This window comes from Nitrospirillum guanabarense (assembly GCF_034653355.1).
In the GTDB taxonomy this organism is placed as follows: domain Bacteria; phylum Pseudomonadota; class Alphaproteobacteria; order Azospirillales; family Azospirillaceae; genus Nitrospirillum.
The window spans coordinates 695,543-712,033 of the sequence record NZ_JAYEER010000001.1 but is presented as its reverse complement, the minus strand read 5'-3'; the positions used below and the strand labels follow the sequence as shown (position 1 = coordinate 712,033).

The window sequence follows — 16,491 nt, the reverse complement described above, 5'->3', positions numbered from 1 at the left end:
GCCCGATAGGGTTGCCGCCGCGACCCTTAAAGGTCCAGCATGGCGAGGTCAGCATATCGTGCGCGCGGGCACGGGCGCTTTCCTGATTGTTTTGAAAGACTTTCCCTGGGGTGGCTGGCTGACGGGGCGGTCAGACCCCATGTACCTTTTGTGCATAAGCGAGATCAGGGCGAAGAACGGGCGATCATCATGAGTGCAGGCCATATGAGTGCGGGCCGGGGCGAAGGGCGCCTGACCACCCACGTGCTGGACACCATGGCGGGCAGGCCGGGGGCCGGCATCACCATCGTGCTGGACCGGCTGGGCGACGACGGCGCCCGCACCCGCGTGGCGGAGGCCCGCACCAACGCCGACGGCCGCTGCGACGGGCCGTTGCTGGCGGGTGCCGATTTGACCGTCGGCCGCTATGAGCTGACTTTCGCGGTCGGCGCCTATTTCCAGGCGCGCGGCGTGGCCCTGACCGCCCCGCCTTTCCTGGATGAGGTGCCCATTCGCTTCGCGATACCCGATGCCGGCCAGCACTACCATGTGCCCTTGCTGATCAGCCCCTACGCCTACTCGACATACCGGGGCAGCTGAGATGGCCCATCGCACCACCATCCGCTTCCTGCTGGGGAATGAATCGCGCACGCTGACCGACGTGGATCCGACGCTGACCGTGCTGGACTGGCTGCGCGGCACGGAACGCCGCATGGGCACCAAGGAGGGCTGCGCCGAGGGCGACTGCGGCGCCTGCACCGTGGTGGTGGGTCGCCTGGTCGACGGTGCCGTGAAGTATGAGGCCATCAACGCCTGCATCCGCTTCCTGGCCACCCTGGACGGCTGCCAGCTGCTGACGGTGGAGCATCTGAAGCGGCCGGACGGTGGCCTGCACCCGGTGCAGCAGGCCATGGTGGACTGCCACGGCTCGCAATGTGGGTTCTGCACCCCCGGCTTCGTCATGTCGCTGTACGCCCTGAACCGGGCGGAGGCGGCGCTCTCAGGGGGCATGCTGGATGAGCAGCGCATCGATGACGCCCTGGCCGGCAACCTCTGCCGCTGCACCGGCTACGCCCCCATCGTGGCGGCGGCCCAACAGCTGCGCGACCGGACGCCGGACCACATAGACGACGCCTTGCCCACCGTGACCCGGGCGCTGGCGGCCCTGGCCGATGACGCGGTGGTGGAGACGGGGCGCGACGGCCGCCGCTTCCTGGCGCCGGCCACGGTGGACCAACTGGCCGACCTGGTGCTGGCCAACCCCGACGCCACCATCGTCTCCGGTGCCACCGACGTGGGTCTGTGGGTGACCAAGCACCAGAAGGTGCTGTCCACCGTGATCTACACCGGCCGCGTGGCCGGCCTGGCACGCATCACGGACCGGGGTGATGCCCTGGAACTGGGGGCCGGCGTCACCTTCACCGCCGCCAAGGCGGCCCTGGGCAGGCTGCACCCCGACCTGGACGAACTGCTGCGCCGGGTGGGGGCGGAGCAGGTGCGCAACGCCGGCACCATCGGCGGCAACATCGCCAACGGTTCCCCCATTGGCGACACTCCACCGGCCCTGATCGCCCTGGGCGCCAGCCTGACCCTGCGACGGGGTGCGCAGCGCCGCACGCTGCCGCTGCAGGACTACTTCCTGGCCTACGGCAAACAGGACCGCCAGCCGGGTGAGTTCGTGGAAAGCGTGACCGTGCCCAAGCCGGGCAAGGGCGACCTGTTCGCCGCCTACAAGATCTCCAAGCGCTTTGACCAGGACATCTCCGCCCTCTGCGCCTGTTTCCTGGTGACGCTGGGCGATGATGGCCACGTCACCCGCGCCCGCCTGGCCTATGGCGGCATGGCGGGCACGCCCAAGCGGGCGGACGCGGCGGAGGCGGCGCTGCTGGGGCGGCCTTGGGACGCGGCGGCCGCGCGGGACGCCAAGGCGGCCCTGGCCCAGGATTTCACCCCCCTCAGCGACTGGCGCGCCAGCGCCGTCTATCGCTTGACCGTGGCCGGCAACCTGTTGCTGAAGTTCCAGGCGGAAAGTGTGGTCGATGCCCCCGCCACCCGTGTCCTCGCTCAGCGATCACAGGGTTGCGACATCGCAAAGGCGGTGCCCCATGCCTGACAAGACCCCCATCGACATCCCGGCGGTCGCTCGCCGCGTCGACGGCGCCGTGCACGACAGCCGCCACCACGAAAGCGCGCACAAGCATGTGAGCGGGGAGGCGCTGTACGTCGACGACATCGCCGAGCCCGCCGGCCTGCTGCATGTGCAGTTGGGCCTGGCCGCCCGCGCCCACGCCCGCATCTTGTCCATGGACCTGTCGGCCGTACGCCAGGCCCAGGGCGTGGTGGCGGTGTTCACCACCGCCGACATCCCGGGCGACAATGACATCGGTGCCGGCCTGCGTCATGACGAGCCGCTGTTCGCCGAGGATGTGGTGCAGTACCACGGCCACCCCCTGTTCGCCGTGGCGGCCGAGACGCGCGACCAGGCCCGCCGCGCGGCGCAACTGGCCAAGGTGGAATACCAGGATCTGCCGGCGGTGCTGGACATTGCGGCGGCGCGCGATCCGGGCACGCTGGTCACCCCGCCCATGACCCTGCGCCTGGGCGATGCCGAGGCGGCGCTGAAGACGGCCCCCCGTACGCTGTCCGGCCGCATCAAGATCGGCGGGCAGGAGCATTTCTATCTGGAAAGCCAGATCGCCATGGCCATCCCGGGGGAGGATGAGGACGTGCTGGTCCACGTCTCCACCCAGCACCCCAGCGAGGTGCAGCATATCGTCGCCCACGTCCTGGACATTCCCGACGCGGCGGTGACGGTGGAGGTGCGGCGCATGGGCGGCGGCTTCGGCGGCAAGGAGACCCAGGCCAACCTGTTCGCCGCCTGTGTCGCCCTGGTGGCCAAGAAGACGGGTCGCGCCGCCAAGTTGCGTCCCGATCGCGACGACGACTTCCGCATCACCGGCAAGCGCCACGATTTCGAGGTGGACTATCAGGTCGGTTTTGACGACCAGGGCCGCATCCTGGCCACCGACATGCTGTTCGCCGCGCGCTGCGGCTTCGCGGCGGATTTGTCGGGCCCGGTGACGGACCGCGCCCTGTTCCATGCCGACAATTGCTATTTCTACGGCAACGCCCGCATGTCCTCCCTGCCGCTGAAGACCAACACGGTGTCCAACACCGCCTTCCGCGGTTTCGGCGGCCCCCAGGGCATGGTGGCCGCCGAGCGGATGGTGGAGGAGGTGGCCTTCGCCACCGGCCTGGACCCGCTGGACGTGCGGAAGGTGAACTTCTACGGCACCACCGACCGCAACGTGACGCCCTATCACCAGACCATCGAGGACAACATCATCGGCCCCCTGGTCGATGAATTGGAGGCATGGTCGGACTATCGCGCCCGCCGTCAGGGCATCCGCGCCTTCAACGCCGCCAACCCTTACCTGAAAAAGGGCTTGGCCCTGACACCGGTGAAGTTCGGTATCTCCTTCACCTTCACGCCCTACAACCAGGGCGGGGCGCTGATCCATATCTATACCGACGGTTCCATCCACCTGAACCATGGCGGGACGGAGATGGGGCAGGGCCTGAACACCAAGGTGGCCCAGGTGGTGGCCGATGAGTTCCAGGTGGATATCGGCCGCATCCGCATCACCGCCACCACCACGGGCAAGGTGCCCAACACCTCGGCCACCGCCGCCTCCTCCGGTGCCGACATCAACGGCAAGGCGGCGCAGAACGCCGCCCGCGTGCTGAAGGCCCGCCTGGTGGAATTCGCTGCCGGCCATTGGAACGTTTCCGAAGACGCCGTGGTTTTCACCGCCGACGGGGTGCGGGTGGGCGACCAGCTGCTGACCTTCAGGGAGGTGGCGAAGGCCGCGTACATGGGCCGCATTTCCTTGTCGGCCACCGGCTATTACAAGACGCCCAAGATCCACTGGGACCGGGCCGAGGGCCAGGGCCGCCCCTTCCTTTACTACGCCTATGGTGCGTCGGTGGCGGAGGTGACGGTGGACACATTGACGGGCGAGTATGTGGTGGACCGCGTGGACATCCTGCACGACTGCGGCGACAGCCTGAACCCGGCCCTGGACAAGGGCCAGGTCGAGGGCGGCTTCATCCAGGGCATGGGCTGGCTGACGACGGAGGAGCTGTGGTGGGATGCCCAGGGCCGCCTGCGCACCCACGCCCCCAGTACCTACAAGATCCCGGCCTGCGGCGATCGCCCGCGCCAGTTCAACGTCCGCCTGGTACGAAACAGCCCGAATGTGGAGGACACCATCCACCGGTCCAAGGCGGTGGGCGAGCCGCCGCTGATGCTGGGCATCAGCGTGTTGCATGCCCTGTCCGACGCCGTGGCCAGCGTGGCGGATCATAAGATCTGCCCGCAGTTGGACGCGCCGGCCACGCCGGAACGGGTGCTGGCCTGCATCGAACGCCTGCGGGAGCGGACGGCATGACGGCACCCAAGGTTCCGCTCTCCGCCCCCGGTCCGCAATCCGCCGGCCTGGCCGCCTGCCTGGCCCGGGGTGAGGCCGTGGTGCTGGTCACGGTGACGGAGGCGCGCGGCTCAACCCCGCGTGAGGTCGGCGCCTCCATGGCGGTGGGCGCCGACTGGCAGACAGGCACGGTGGGTGGCGGCCGGCTGGAACATCTGGGCCTGGAAACCGCCCGCCGCCTGTTGGCGGAGGGCGGCGAGCCGGTGCGCCTGGACGTGCCCCTGGGCCCGGCGGTGGGCCAATGCTGCGGCGGCCATGTCGTGCTGACGGTGGAGCGGGTGGACGAGGCGGTGCTGTACCGCCTGCGCGCGGCGGAGGCGACGGCCCTGGCCGGTCAGCCCTGGCTGATGCTGTTCGGTGCCGGCCATGTCGGCAAGGCGGTGGCCCGCGCCATGGCGCCCCTGCCGCTGCGCCTGGTATGGGTGGACAGCCGCGCCTCGGAATTCCCGCCCGACCCGCCGGTGGATGCCGACATCCGCGTGGCGACGGAACTGCCCAGCCAGGTGGCCCTGGCCCCACCCGGCGCCGGCTACCTGATCATGACCCACAACCACGACCTGGACTTCGCCATCACGGCGGAGGCGGTGCAGCGCACCGATACGGCCTATGTCGGCCTCATCGGGTCGCACACCAAGCGCCAGCGCTTCTCCCGCTGGTACCAGGCGCAGGGGTATAATCCCAACCATTTGCGGCGCCTGATCTGCCCCATCGGCGCGGGCCTGTCGGGCGACAAGCGGCCGGAGGTCATCGCCGCCCTGACGGCGGCGGAGGTGCTGACGGCCCTGTTGCGCCGGCCGCCGCAGACCACGGTGATGATGGGCGACATCTACGGGGCCATCTAGTGGGCGGCCATCCAGGGGAGGGCGGTCCGTTGGCCGGCGCCGACACCGGCGTGATCTATCTGGATCATCTGGCCAGCACGCCCCTGGACCCCGCCGTGCTGGCCGCCATGCTGCCCTGGTTCCACCCGGACCACGCCGGCAATGCCCAGTCCGCCCATCACAATCCCGGCCGCCAGGCCGCACGGGCCGTCGCCCAGGCCGGCCGCGCCGTGGCGGCGCTGGTGGATGCGCCGGCGGATGCGACAGTCACCTTCACCCCCAGCGCCAGCGAGGCCAACCGCCTGGCGCTTCAGGGGCTGGCGCCGGCCGGCGCCCCGCTGCTGGTCTCGGCGGTCGAGCATGACAGCGTGCTGCGCCAGCTGGACGGCCTGCGCGCCGCCGGCCATGCCGTGACCCTGCTGCCGGTGGATGGCAAGGGCGTCATCCGCCTGGATGCGCTTGAGACCGCCTTGAGTCGGGCCGGTCCCCGGCCCGTGCTGTCGCTCATGGCCGCCAACAATGAGGTCGGCAGCCCGCAGCCGCTGGCGGCCGTGGCCGACCTGTGCCGCCGCCACGGCGCCCTGTGGCACTGCGACGGGGTGCAGCGCGTGGCCACCGGGCCGCTGGCCCTGGGGGGCGAGGATCGTTCCGGACCCGATATGATCACCCTGTCGGCGCATAAACTCTATGGGCCGCAGGGCGTGGGCGCGCTGGTGGCGCGGGCGGGGTTGGCGCCGGCGGCACCGTGGTCCTGGGGTACGCCGCCCACCGCCTTGATCATGGGCTTCGCCGAGGCGGCGCGGCTGGTTTTGCGGCGGCGCGACGCGGATCGCGATCGTCTGGTGGCGCTGACGGCGCGGCTGTGGGCGGGCCTGAGCGCCGCCGTTCCCGGCGTCACGCGCAACGGCCCGGCCGATGGCCTGCCCGGCTGCCTCAATGTCACGCTGCCGGGCGTGGACGCCGCCGACCTTCTGCTGGACCTGCCCGACCTCGCCTTGTCCACCGGTTCCGCCTGCCGCTCCACCACCGGCCAGCCCTCGCATGTGCTGACGGCGATGGGCCTGGACGCGGCGGCGGCCTTCGGCAGCCTGCGTTTTGGCCTGGGACGGGGGACCACCCCGGTGGATGTTGACCAGGCGGTGGCCCGTATCGCGGCGGTGCTGCGGACGCGCTAATATCCCGGATGCGCAAACGGGGGAATGGCCCATGCCTGAGCAAGACGCGGTGATCCTTTGGCTGACGCGCGCCGACCCGGCCATCCGCTGGCAAGTGATGCGTGACCTGCTGGACTTGCCGGAAGCGGATTGGGCGGCGGAACGCGCCAAGGTGGAAACGGAAGGCTGGGGCGCCCGCCTGCTGGCCTGCCAGGATGCGGACGGGCAATGGGCCGGCGGCGCCTTCTTCCCCGCCGATTTCACCCCGGATGAGTGGCACCGTAGCGGCCAGCCGTGGACGGCCACCGCTTTCGCGTTGGACCAGCTGCGGGAATTCGGCCTGGACCCCACGACGGAGCGGGCCCGCCGCACTGTCGCCCTGATCGGTGCCCACTCCCGCTGGGATGAGGGTGGCCAGCCCTACTGGCAGGGCGAGGTGGAGGAATGCATCAACGGCCGCACGGTGGCCAACGGCGCCTATTTTGGCGCCGACGTCGCCGCCCTGGTCGAACGCCTGGTGGATGACCGCCAGCCGGACGGCGGCTGGAATTGCGAGCGCGCCGCCGGCTCCACCTGTTCCTCCTTCGCCAGCACCCTCAACGTGCTGGAAGGCCTGCTGGAGTATGAGCGCGCCACCGGCGGCACCGACCGCTCGTGGGACGCGCGGCGCACGGGGGAGGACTACCTGCTGGCCCGCCACCTGTTCCGCCGCCTGACGACGGGCGAACCGGCCGACCCGCAGTTCCTGGACCTGCTGCATCCCAACCGCTGGCGCTATGACATCCTGCGCGCCCTGGACTATTTCCGCGCCGCCGGCCAGTTGACCGTTGCGCCGCCTGACCCAAGGCTGGCGGAGGCCGTTACCCACCTCCGCTCCCGTCGCCAGGCTGACGGCACCTGGCCATTGGACTGGGATCTGCGCGGGCGGGTGTGGTTCAAGGTCAACGACGGGCCGGGCAAGCCGTCGCCCTGGGTCACCCTGCGGGCGCTGCGGGTGCTGAGATGGTGGGACGGCAACGCGGCCTGATCGGGCATGACGCCCGTCGGCTTTCCATGATTTTTGAAGCTGTTGCCGATACGCGAACCCTGGCGCGACGGCGCCCGTCCCCGTAGCGTTGTGCGGTTGCACAAAAAGGCGGGGCGGCGGGGCCATGGAGTTCATTTTCTGGGAATGGGTCAATACGCTGGCGCGCTGGCTGCATATCGTGGCGGCGGTGGCGTGGATCGGATCCTCCTTCTACTTCATGGCCTTGGACGCCAGCCTGCGCAAGCGGCCGCACCTGCCGCAGGGTGTGCAGGGGGAGGCCTGGCAGGTCCACGGCGGCGGTTTCTACAACATGGTGAAGTACCTGGTGGCGCCCAGCCAGATGCCGGCCGAACTCACCTGGTTCAAGTGGGAGGCGTACACCACCTGGCTTAGCGGCTTTTTCCTGCTGTGCGTCCTCTATTACCGGGGGGCGGACCTGCTGCTGATCGACCAGTCGGTCATGGCGTTCACGCAATGGCAGGCCATCGGCCTCAGCGTCGGCCTGCTGGCCGCGGGCTGGATCGTCTATGACCTGATGTGCCGCTCCCCCTGGGCCGGCACAACGGCGCCCTGGCGGCGGTGGGCTTCGTCTTCCTGGTGGCGGCCTGCTGGGGCACGACCCACGTTTTCAGCCCGCGCGGCGCCATGCTGCAGATGGGCGCCCTGATCGGCACCATGATGGTGGCCAACGTCTTCCTGCTGATCATCCCCAACCAGCGCAAGGTGGTGGCGACGCTGCTGGCCGGCGGCACGCCGGACCCGTCGCTGGGCAAGGCCGCGAAGCAGCGGTCCATGCACAACAACTACCTGACCCTGCCGGTCGTCTTCCTGATGATCGGCAATCATTACCCGCTGACCTACGCGACCCGCCACAACTGGGTGATCTTCGCCGTCATCCTGGTGGTGGGCGCCGCCATCCGCCATTTCTTCAACACCAAGCACGCCGGCAAGCCGGTGCCCTGGTGGACCTGGGCCGTGGCGGCGGCGGGCATTGTCCTGACCGCCTGGCTCAGCGCCCAGGGGTCGGCCGACGGCGGCCCGGCCGCCAGCGCCGCAATACCCACCGCCACCTTCGCCCAGGCGCAGGAGGTGGTGATGAACCGGTGCAGCATGTGCCATACGGCGTCCCCGGCTTGGGACGGCATCAACGCCCCGCCGCATGGCGTCATCCTTGACAATCCGGGCGATATCCTGCGCCATGCCGACGACATCCGGCGCCAGGCCGCGCTCAGCAGCGCCATGCCGCCCGGCAATGTCACCCTGATCACGCCGGAGGAACGGGCCATCCTGGCCGCCTGGTCCGCCGGTGCGGCATCGCCCCATATGGCATCCGCAAGCGTCCCGTAACCTGGATATTCGTCATGGCGTTCACCCCCGGAACCACCGCCCTGCGCGGCCGGCTTTTGACCTTCCTGCGCGCGCCCCAGGGCCCGGGCGACCGCGACAGCTATCGGTACATCGCCGACGGGCTGGTGGTGGTCACGGCCGGTCGCATCACGGCGGTGGGGAATGCCTCGGATCTGCTGCCCACCCTGCCGGCCGGGATGGCGGTGGACCATTACCCCAACAGCCTGATCCTGCCGGGCTTGATCGACACCCACATCCACTTCCCCCAGACCCAGGTCATCGCCTCCTACGGGGCGCAGTTGATGGAGTGGCTGGAGAAGTACACCTTCATTGAGGAACAGCGGTACGCCGACCACGCGCACGCCAGCCGCAACGCCCGCTTCTTCCTGGATGAGCTGGCGCGCAATGGCACGACGTCGGCCGTGGTCTACGGCAGCGTCCATCCCGGCTCGGTCAAGGCCCTGTTCACGGAGGCGGAGGCGCGCGGCGTGGGCCTGGTGGCGGGCAAGGTCATGATGGACCGCCACGCCCCCATCGCCCTGACCGACACCGCCCAGACCGCCTATGACCATTCCAAGGCGCTGATCGGCGCTTGGCACGGCGTGGGCCGTCAGCGCTACGCCGTCACGCCGCGCTTCGCCATCACCTCCACGCCCGAACAGCTGGCGGCGGCGGGCGCGCTGCTGCGCGAGCACCCCGGCGTCTACATGCAGACCCACCTGTCGGAGAACCATGAGGAAATCCGCCAGGTGGCGCGCCTGTATCCCGAGGCGGCGGACTACCTGGACGTCTACGACCGCTACGGCCTGCTGGGCGACCGCTCGCTGTTCGGCCATTGCATCCATTTGGGCGAGCGGGAAATGGCCCGGATGCACGAGACGGCGTCCATCGCCGTCTTCTGCCCCACCAGCAACCTGTTCATCGGCAGCGGCCTGTTCGATCGTGCCGCCCTGGAAAGCCCGGCGCGCCCGGTGCGCCTGGGCCTGGCCACCGACGTGGGCGGCGGCACCAGTTATTCCCTGCTGCGGACGGCGGGGGAGGGGTACAAGGTGCTGCAGCTGCGCGGTCAAAGCTGGCCGGCGCTGGCCGCCTTCGACCTCATGACCCGGGGCAACGCCGCCGCGTTGGGCCTGACGGAAGAGATCGGCCAGATCGCCCCCGGCCGTTACGCCGACCTGGTGGTGCTGGACCCGTCCGCCACCCCCGCCATGGCCCACAGGCGCGACGTCATCCAGGGCGACCTGGAGGAAGAGCTGTTCCTGCTGATGACCCTGGGCGACGACCGCGCCGTGCGCGCGACCTATATCCAAGGCCAGCGGGTGCATGATCGGGATGGCGGCCCCGCCCTTGCATAGAAACTGCCCTAGGGGTGAGATTGTCGCCTGGAAGCGGTCGCTTAGTCGGGGGATGGGGTGATGGCCCTGCTGGAGAACATGCAGGTCTTCGTGCGCGTGGTGGACCTGGGCAGCCTGTCGGCGGCCGGGCGTAACCTACGCATGTCGCCGGCCCTGGTCAGCCATCGCATCCAGCAGCTGGAGGCGCACCTGGGCGCCCGCCTGCTGAACCGCACCACCCGCCAGCTGCAGGCCACCGAAACCGGCCTGGTCTTCTACCAGCACTGCCTGGAGGTGTTGGAGGCGGTGGAGCGGGCGCACAGCAGCATCGCGGCGGAAGGGGGGGCGCCGTCGGGCAGCGTGCGGGTGACCGCACCCCTGGGCTTCGGCCGGCGCGTGCTGGGCCCCCTGGTGCCGGAATTCCGCGCCGCCAACCCCATGGTGGACGTGCGCCTGCGCCTGTCCGACCATCTGCTGGATCTGCTGCGCGAGTCCGTGGACATGGCCATCCGCATGGCCACGCTGAAGGACAGCAGCTTCGTGGTGCGCAAGATCGCCGACCTGCGGCGCGTGCTGGTGGCGGCACCCCGGTATCTGGAGGCGCGCGGCCGGCCCAAGGCGCCGTCCGATCTGCTGGAACATGACTGCCTGCTGCTGCGCTTCCCCGGCACGCAGCAGTACCGTTGGACGCTGACCAGCCCCCGCAAAGGCGATGGGGACAAGGACGAGAGCAAGAGCACCAAGCTGTCGATCGCCGGCCCCATGGACGCCGATGACGGCGACGTGCTGACCCGCTGGGCGGTGGATGGCCACGGCATCGCGCTGAAACCCCTGTGGGAGGTGGCGGACGAGGTGAAGTCCGGCGCGCTGGAGATCGTGATGCCCGAGCATCCGCCGGAGCCGGTGCAACTGGCCATCGTCTATCCGCACCGGGCCCTGCTGCCGGCCAAGGTGCAGTCGCTGTCAGACTTCCTGGTGCCGCGCGTGCGCAGCCTGCTGGCAGCCAGCCACCCCGAGGCCTTGCTGTGAGGCCGTACGTCAAATGACGTATGGGGCCTGCCCATCTTTTAGGCGCACATGGGCAGACGCCCAATTTCTGGGCGATGGTTTCGGCCCGCACGGTTCGCCATGCCGCGCTGACCGCGTGGTCAAATCGTGGCACGGTGGTTGCGAACCACCGGCCTGGGAACAGTGGGGTGGCCTGGGATGACGCGGCGTGGGGACATGCCATGGGGGAATGGTGGGTGTCATGCCTGACGCCGCCCTGCCGCAGGCTACCCGATTGCAGCGCCTGGAGGGCCGCGTCGTTCTGGGTGTGAAGGTGGATGCCGAGGGGGTCACCCGCCTGGACCGTCTCTACCAATCCGGATCCGCCCGCCTGCGGCTGCCCAAGGGGCCGGGCCTGGAGGGGGTGCTGATCAACACCGGCGGCGGCCTGACCGGCGGTGACGTGCTAGAGACCGAGGTCATGGTGGCGGCGGGCGCCTGCGCCGCCGTCACCACCCAGGCCGCCGAGAAGATTTACCGCGCCAGCGCCGGCGAGGCGCGGGTGCTGAACCGTTTGACCGTGGCCGGCCGGCTGGACTGGCTGCCGCAGGAGACCATTCTGTTCGATGGCGCCCGCCTCTGCCGCCGGCTGGACGTGGAGATGGAGCCGGACGCCACCCTGCTGGCGGCGGAGGCCACGGTGTTCGGCCGCACCGCCCGGGGGGAGCGGGTGACCCACGGCCTGTTCCGGGACGAATGGCGCGTCCGCCGGGGCGGGCGCCTGGTCTACGCCGATGCCGTGCGCCTGGGCGGCGACATCGATGCCCAGCTGGCCCGCGCGGCGGTGGCGGGGGGCGGCCGGGCGGTGGCGTCCTGCCTCTACGTGGCGCCGGATGCGGAGGGGCGGGTGGACGCGGCGCGCGACCTGTTGCGCGTCGATGGCGTGAGGGCCGGGGCCAGCGCCTGGAACGGCCTGCTGGCCCTGCGCCTGGTGGCCGCCGACGGCCAGACCCTGTTGCGGGCCTGGGCGCCCCTGATCGAATTCCTGCGCGGGATGCCGGTCCCGCGCGTCTGGCGTTGCTGAGGGAGGATATGCGGTGAACCTAACCCCGCGTGAGAAGGACAAGCTGCTGATCGCCATGGCGGCCATGGTGGCGCGCCGCCGCCTGGAACGGGGCGTGAAGCTGAACCACCCCGAGGCCATCGCCCTGATCACCGATTTCGTGGTCGAGGGCGCCCGCGACGGCCGCCCGGTGGCGGAGCTGATGGACCAGGGCGCCCACGTGGTGGGCCGCCACCAGGTGATGGAGGGCATCGCCGAGATGATCCCGGACGTGCAGGTGGAGGCGACCTTCCCCGACGGGGTGAAGCTGGTCACCGTCCATAATCCTATTCGTTGAGGGCCCATCCATGACCCTGATCCCGGGACAAATCTTCACGGCCGAGGGCGAGATCGAGCTGAACGCCGGCCTGCCGACGGTGACGCTGGACGTGGCCAACACCGGTGACCGGCCCATCCAGGTCGGTTCCCACTTCCATTTCTTCGAGACCAACGCGGGCCTCAACTTCGACCGCGCCCAGGCCTATGGCCACCGGCTGGACATCGCCGCCGGCACGGCGGTGCGGTTCGAGCCGGGGCAGACCCGCACCGTCACCCTGGTGCCCTATCGCGGCGCCCGGACGGTCCACGGCTTCAACGCCCAGGTTTCCGGTCCCCTTAAGGGAGGCAATTGATGGCCGTGAGGATCAGCCGCGCCGCCTATGCGGACATGTTCGGCCCCACCGTGGGCGACCGGGTGCGCCTGGCCGACACCGACCTGATCGTGGAGGTGGAGAAGGACTTCACCACCTATGGCGAGGAGGTGAAGTTCGGCGGCGGCAAGGTCATCCGCGACGGCATGGGGCAGTCGCAGGCGACGCGCGCCCAGGGGCCAATGGGGGGTGCCGTCGACACCGTCATCACCAACGCCCTGATCATCGACCACTGGGGCATCGTCAAGGCCGACGTGGGCCTGCGTGACGGCCGCATCCACCATATCGGCAAAGCCGGTAACCCCGACGTCCAGCCGGGCGTGGACATCATCGTCGGCCCCGGCACCGAGGTCATCGCGGGCGAGGGCAAGATCCTGACGGCCGGCGGCATCGACACCCACATCCACTTCATCTGCCCCCAGCAGATCGAAGAGGCGTTGATGTCCGGCGTCACCACCATGCTGGGCGGCGGCACCGGCCCCGCCACCGGCACCAACGCCACCACCTGCACGCCGGGCCCTTGGCACCTGGCCCGCATGCTGGAGGCGGCGGAGGCCTTCCCCATGAACCTGGCCTTCGCCGGCAAGGGCAACGCGGCGCTGCCGGCGGCGCTGGAGGAACAGGTGCGCGCCGGGGCGGCGGCCCTGAAGCTGCATGAGGACTGGGGCACCACCCCGGCCGCCATCGACACCTGCCTGGATGTGGGCGATCGCTTCGACGTGCAGGTGATGATCCATTCCGACACGCTGAACGAGTTCGGCTTTGTCGAGGACACCATCGCCGCCTTCAAGGGCCGCACCATCCACGCCTACCATACCGAGGGGGCGGGCGGCGGCCACGCGCCGGACATCATCAAGGTCTGCGGCCTGGCCAACGTCATCCCGTCATCCACCAACCCCACGCGGCCCTACACCCGCAACACGGTGGATGAGCATCTGGACATGCTCATGGTCTGCCACCACCTGGACCCCAACATTCCCGAGGACGTGGCCTTCGCCGAAAGCCGCATCCGGCGCGAGACCATCGCGGCGGAGGATGTGCTGCACGACCTGGGCGCCCTCTCCATCATCTCCTCCGACAGCCAGGCCATGGGCAGGGTGGGGGAGGTGCTGATCCGCACCTGGCAGACGGCGCACAAGATGAAGGTGCAGCGCGGCCGCCTGAGCGAAGAGACGGGCGAGAACGACAACGCCCGGGTGAAGCGCTACATCGCCAAGGTCACCATCAACCCCGCCATCGCCCACGGCATGAGCGCGCATGTCGGCTCCGTCGCCGCCGGCAAGCTGGCCGACCTGGTGCTGTGGTCGCCCGCCTTCTTCGGGGTGAAGCCGGACCTGGTCTTGAAGATGGGCACCATCGTCGCCGCGCCCATGGGCGATCCCAACGCCAGCATCCCCACGCCGCAGCCCGTGCACTACCGCCCCATGTTCGGCGCCTATGGCCGGGCGGTGCGGCGCAGCGCCGTCACCTTCGTCTCGCAGGCGGCCCTGGACGATGGGCTGGGGCAGCGCCTGGGTCTGGAGAAGACCCTGCTGGCCGTGGCCAACACCCGCGGCGGCATCGGCAAGGCCGCCATGGTCCACAACAACGCCACGCCGCATGTCGAGGTGGACCCGGAAACCTATGAGGTGCGGGTGGACGGCCAGATCGTCACCTGCGAGCCCGCCGACGTGCTGCCAATGGCGCAGCGCTATTTCCTGTTCTGAGGGCTCCCCGTGACTGATTTACCCAAAGTCCACACCGTCCTGCCCGCCGGCTATTGGGATGCCGCCAAGGCGGTGGGCGCCGTGACGCTGGACTTCGACCACCGCTGCCGCCGGCGCCTGCGGCTGGAGCGGGACGGGAACGGCGGCGCCTTCCTGCTGGATCTGCCCAGCCCCCGGCATATTCGCCATGGCGACGGGCTGGTGCTGACCGGCGTCGGTATCGTGACGGTCAAGGCGGCGCCGGAGGACCTGATGGAGGTGCGGTGCGAGGCCATCGGCGACCTGCTGCGCATGGCCTGGCATATCGGCAACCGCCACATCCCGGCCGAACTGCGCGGCGACCGCCTGCGCATCCGCGCCGACCATGTGCTGGCCGACATGCTGACCGGCCTGGGCGCCATCGTCACGCCCGTCTCCGCCCCCTTCGACCCCGAGGGCGGCGCCTATGGCGACAGCCCGGCCGGCGGCGGGCATGGCCACTCCCATGGTCACGGGCATGATCACGACCATGACCATGGGCACCACCATCATCACCACGGGCACGGCCATGGCTGAGGCCATCACCGACGCCGCCGGCGTCTACCGCCTCATGACTTGGCTGACGGCCTCCTTCCCCGTGGGCGCCTTCTCCTACAGCCACGGCCTGGAATGGGGGGTGGAGGACGGCACCATCCGCACGGTGGATGCCCTGGTGGCCTGGGTGGATGACCTGCTGGCCCTGGGCTCCGGCTGGAACGACGCCGTGCTGGCGGCGGCGGCCTGGCGGGCTTCGGCGGCGGGCGACTGGCCGGGCTTGGCCGAGGTGGCCGAGTTGGCGGCGGCCCTGACGCCCACGGCGGAACGGCGGCTGGAAAGCCTGTCCCAGGGCCGCGCCTTCGCCGCCGCCATCGCCTCGGCCTGGCCGTGTGAGGCTGTCGACCGGCTGAAGGCGATGGGGGGCGATCTGGCCTACCCCGTGGCGGTGGGCGCGGTGGCGGCCGGCCATGGCCTCAGCCTGCCGGCGACCCTGCTGGGCTATCTGCACGGCTTCGTCGGCAATCTGGTGTCGGCGGCCCTGCGCCTGGTGCCCCTGGGCCAGACGGACGGCCAGCGCGCGCTGGCGCGGCTGGAACCGCTGGTGCTGGCCTCCGCGGCCCGCGCGGCCCTCAGCACCCTGGATGATCTGGGCGGGGCGGCCTGGGTGGCCGACATCGCCTCCATGAACCACGAGACGCAATACACGAGGTTGTTCCGCTCATGAGCACGTCTTCCCCCAACGCTTCCCCCCATGGGCCCCTGCGGGTGGGCATCGGCGGCCCCGTCGGTTCCGGCAAGACCGCGTTGATGGAGGCGCTGTGCAAGCGGTTCCGCGACATCTACAACATCGTCGCCATCACCAACGACATCTATACCAAGGAAGACGCCCTGATCCTGACGCGCGTCGGCGCGCTGGATCCCGACCGCATCCTGGGGGTGGAGACGGGCGGCTGCCCCCACACCGCCATCCGCGAGGATGCGTCCATCAACCTGGCGGCGGTGGACCAGATGAACGCCAAGTTCCCCGGCCTGGACATCATCCTGATCGAATCCGGCGGCGACAATCTGGCCGCCACCTTCAGCCCGGAACTGGCCGACATCACCATCTACGTCATCGACGTGGCGGCGGGGGAGAAGATCCCGCGCAAGGGCGGCCCCGGCATCACCCGATCCGACCTGCTGGTCATCAACAAGATCGACCTGGCCCCCCTGGTGGGCGCCAGCCTGGAGGTGATGGACAGCGACACCAAGCGCATGCGGGGCGAACGCCCCTACGTCTTCACCAACCTGAAGACCGCGCAGGGCCTGGACGTCGTCACCCGCTTCATCGAACGCGCCGGCGGTCTGGCCGCCTAGGGGAAAAGGGCGGCCTGGCCGC

At 69.9% G+C, this 16,491-nt stretch carries 15 protein-coding genes and 1 pseudogene; all 16 read left to right on the top strand.

Annotation, left to right across the window (positions count from 1 at the left end; translation table 11 throughout):
- Nucleotides 1-189: 189 nt before the first annotated feature.
- The 16 genes and pseudogenes from uraH (at nucleotide 190) to ureG (ending at nucleotide 16,469) form a co-directional block, all read left to right on the top strand.
- The gene (gene uraH, locus UAA55_RS02980) at nucleotides 190-579 is read left to right on the top strand and encodes a hydroxyisourate hydrolase (RefSeq protein WP_322951177.1); all 390 of its coding nucleotides are present in this window, start codon (nucleotides 190-192) and stop codon (nucleotides 577-579) included.
- Between the two features lies 1 nt (nucleotide 580).
- Nucleotides 581-2,092 (top strand): xanthine dehydrogenase small subunit, encoded by a 1,512-nt coding sequence (xdhA, locus tag UAA55_RS02975; RefSeq protein WP_322951176.1) that lies wholly within the window; start codon nucleotides 581-583, stop codon nucleotides 2,090-2,092.
- Entirely contained in the window at nucleotides 2,085-4,430 is a 2,346-nt protein-coding gene (gene xdhB / locus UAA55_RS02970) for a xanthine dehydrogenase molybdopterin binding subunit (RefSeq protein WP_322951175.1), read from the top strand. Before xdhA ends, xdhB begins: the two co-directional genes overlap by 8 nt.
- Complete coding sequence (gene xdhC, locus UAA55_RS02965) at nucleotides 4,427-5,311, top strand: xanthine dehydrogenase accessory protein XdhC (protein ID WP_322951174.1); 885 nt, start codon at nucleotides 4,427-4,429, stop codon at nucleotides 5,309-5,311. Before xdhB ends, xdhC begins: the two co-directional genes overlap by 4 nt.
- Before the next feature lie 29 nt (nucleotides 5,312-5,340).
- Nucleotides 5,341-6,465 (top strand): cysteine desulfurase family protein, encoded by a 1,125-nt coding sequence (locus tag UAA55_RS02960; protein ID WP_322951173.1) that lies wholly within the window; start codon nucleotides 5,341-5,343, stop codon nucleotides 6,463-6,465.
- Between the two features lie 31 nt (nucleotides 6,466-6,496).
- Nucleotides 6,497-7,471: a hypothetical protein gene (locus UAA55_RS02955; protein ID WP_322951172.1), complete on the top strand. Its 975-nt coding sequence runs from the start codon at nucleotides 6,497-6,499 to the stop codon at nucleotides 7,469-7,471.
- Between the two features lie 124 nt (nucleotides 7,472-7,595).
- Nucleotides 7,596-8,818, top strand: a pseudogene (locus tag UAA55_RS31155) (urate hydroxylase PuuD).
- A gap of 14 nt (nucleotides 8,819-8,832) precedes the next feature.
- On the top strand, nucleotides 8,833-10,173 hold the full coding sequence (guaD, locus tag UAA55_RS02940; protein ID WP_322951170.1) for a guanine deaminase: 1,341 nt from the start codon (nucleotides 8,833-8,835) through the stop codon (nucleotides 10,171-10,173).
- Between the two features lie 60 nt (nucleotides 10,174-10,233).
- Entirely contained in the window at nucleotides 10,234-11,181 is a 948-nt protein-coding gene (locus UAA55_RS02935; protein WP_322951169.1) for a LysR family transcriptional regulator, read from the top strand.
- 220 nt (nucleotides 11,182-11,401) lie between these two features.
- On the top strand, nucleotides 11,402-12,223 hold the full coding sequence (locus UAA55_RS02930) for an urease accessory protein UreD (protein WP_322951168.1): 822 nt from the start codon (nucleotides 11,402-11,404) through the stop codon (nucleotides 12,221-12,223).
- 13 nt (nucleotides 12,224-12,236) lie between these two features.
- Complete coding sequence (locus tag UAA55_RS02925) at nucleotides 12,237-12,539, top strand: urease subunit gamma (RefSeq protein ID WP_004273333.1); 303 nt, start codon at nucleotides 12,237-12,239, stop codon at nucleotides 12,537-12,539.
- Nucleotides 12,540-12,555: 16 nt separating this feature from the next.
- The gene (locus tag UAA55_RS02920) at nucleotides 12,556-12,873 is read left to right on the top strand and encodes an urease subunit beta (RefSeq protein ID WP_322951916.1); all 318 of its coding nucleotides are present in this window, start codon (nucleotides 12,556-12,558) and stop codon (nucleotides 12,871-12,873) included.
- The gene (gene ureC / locus UAA55_RS02915; protein WP_322951167.1) at nucleotides 12,873-14,597 is read left to right on the top strand and encodes an urease subunit alpha; all 1,725 of its coding nucleotides are present in this window, start codon (nucleotides 12,873-12,875) and stop codon (nucleotides 14,595-14,597) included. Before UAA55_RS02920 ends, ureC begins: the two co-directional genes overlap by 1 nt.
- A 9-nt stretch (nucleotides 14,598-14,606) precedes the next feature.
- Entirely contained in the window at nucleotides 14,607-15,152 is a 546-nt protein-coding gene (locus UAA55_RS02910) for an urease accessory protein UreE (protein ID WP_322951166.1), read from the top strand.
- A complete protein-coding gene (locus tag UAA55_RS02905) occupies nucleotides 15,094-15,837 on the top strand; it encodes an urease accessory protein UreF (RefSeq protein WP_322951165.1) in 744 nt (247 codons plus the stop codon). The genes UAA55_RS02910 and UAA55_RS02905 overlap by 59 nt, the downstream gene beginning before the upstream one ends.
- Entirely contained in the window at nucleotides 15,834-16,469 is a 636-nt protein-coding gene (ureG, locus tag UAA55_RS02900) for an urease accessory protein UreG (protein WP_004273348.1), read from the top strand. Before UAA55_RS02905 ends, ureG begins: the two co-directional genes overlap by 4 nt.
- The last annotated feature ends 22 nt before the right edge of the window (nucleotides 16,470-16,491 follow it).

What these genes read in the sequence shown, in the direction of transcription:
- uraH (WP_322951177.1), top strand. Translation starts at nt 190, where the DNA reads ATGAGTGCAGGCCATATGAGTGCGGGCCGGGGCGAAGGGCGCCTGACC.
- xdhA (WP_322951176.1), top strand. Translation starts at nt 581, where the DNA reads ATGGCCCATCGCACCACCATCCGCTTCCTGCTGGGGAATGAATCGCGC.
- xdhB (WP_322951175.1), top strand. Translation starts at nt 2,085, where the DNA reads ATGCCTGACAAGACCCCCATCGACATCCCGGCGGTCGCTCGCCGCGTC.
- guaD (WP_322951170.1), top strand. Translation starts at nt 8,833, where the DNA reads ATGGCGTTCACCCCCGGAACCACCGCCCTGCGCGGCCGGCTTTTGACC.
- ureC (WP_322951167.1), top strand. Translation starts at nt 12,873, where the DNA reads ATGGCCGTGAGGATCAGCCGCGCCGCCTATGCGGACATGTTCGGCCCC.
- UAA55_RS02935 (WP_322951169.1), top strand. Translation starts at nt 10,234, where the DNA reads ATGGCCCTGCTGGAGAACATGCAGGTCTTCGTGCGCGTGGTGGACCTG.
- xdhC (WP_322951174.1), top strand. Translation starts at nt 4,427, where the DNA reads ATGACGGCACCCAAGGTTCCGCTCTCCGCCCCCGGTCCGCAATCCGCC.
- UAA55_RS02930 (WP_322951168.1), top strand. Translation starts at nt 11,402, where the DNA reads ATGCCTGACGCCGCCCTGCCGCAGGCTACCCGATTGCAGCGCCTGGAG.
- UAA55_RS02955 (WP_322951172.1), top strand. Translation starts at nt 6,497, where the DNA reads ATGCCTGAGCAAGACGCGGTGATCCTTTGGCTGACGCGCGCCGACCCG.
- UAA55_RS02905 (WP_322951165.1), top strand. Translation starts at nt 15,094, where the DNA reads ATGATCACGACCATGACCATGGGCACCACCATCATCACCACGGGCACG.
- ureG (WP_004273348.1), top strand. Translation starts at nt 15,834, where the DNA reads ATGAGCACGTCTTCCCCCAACGCTTCCCCCCATGGGCCCCTGCGGGTG.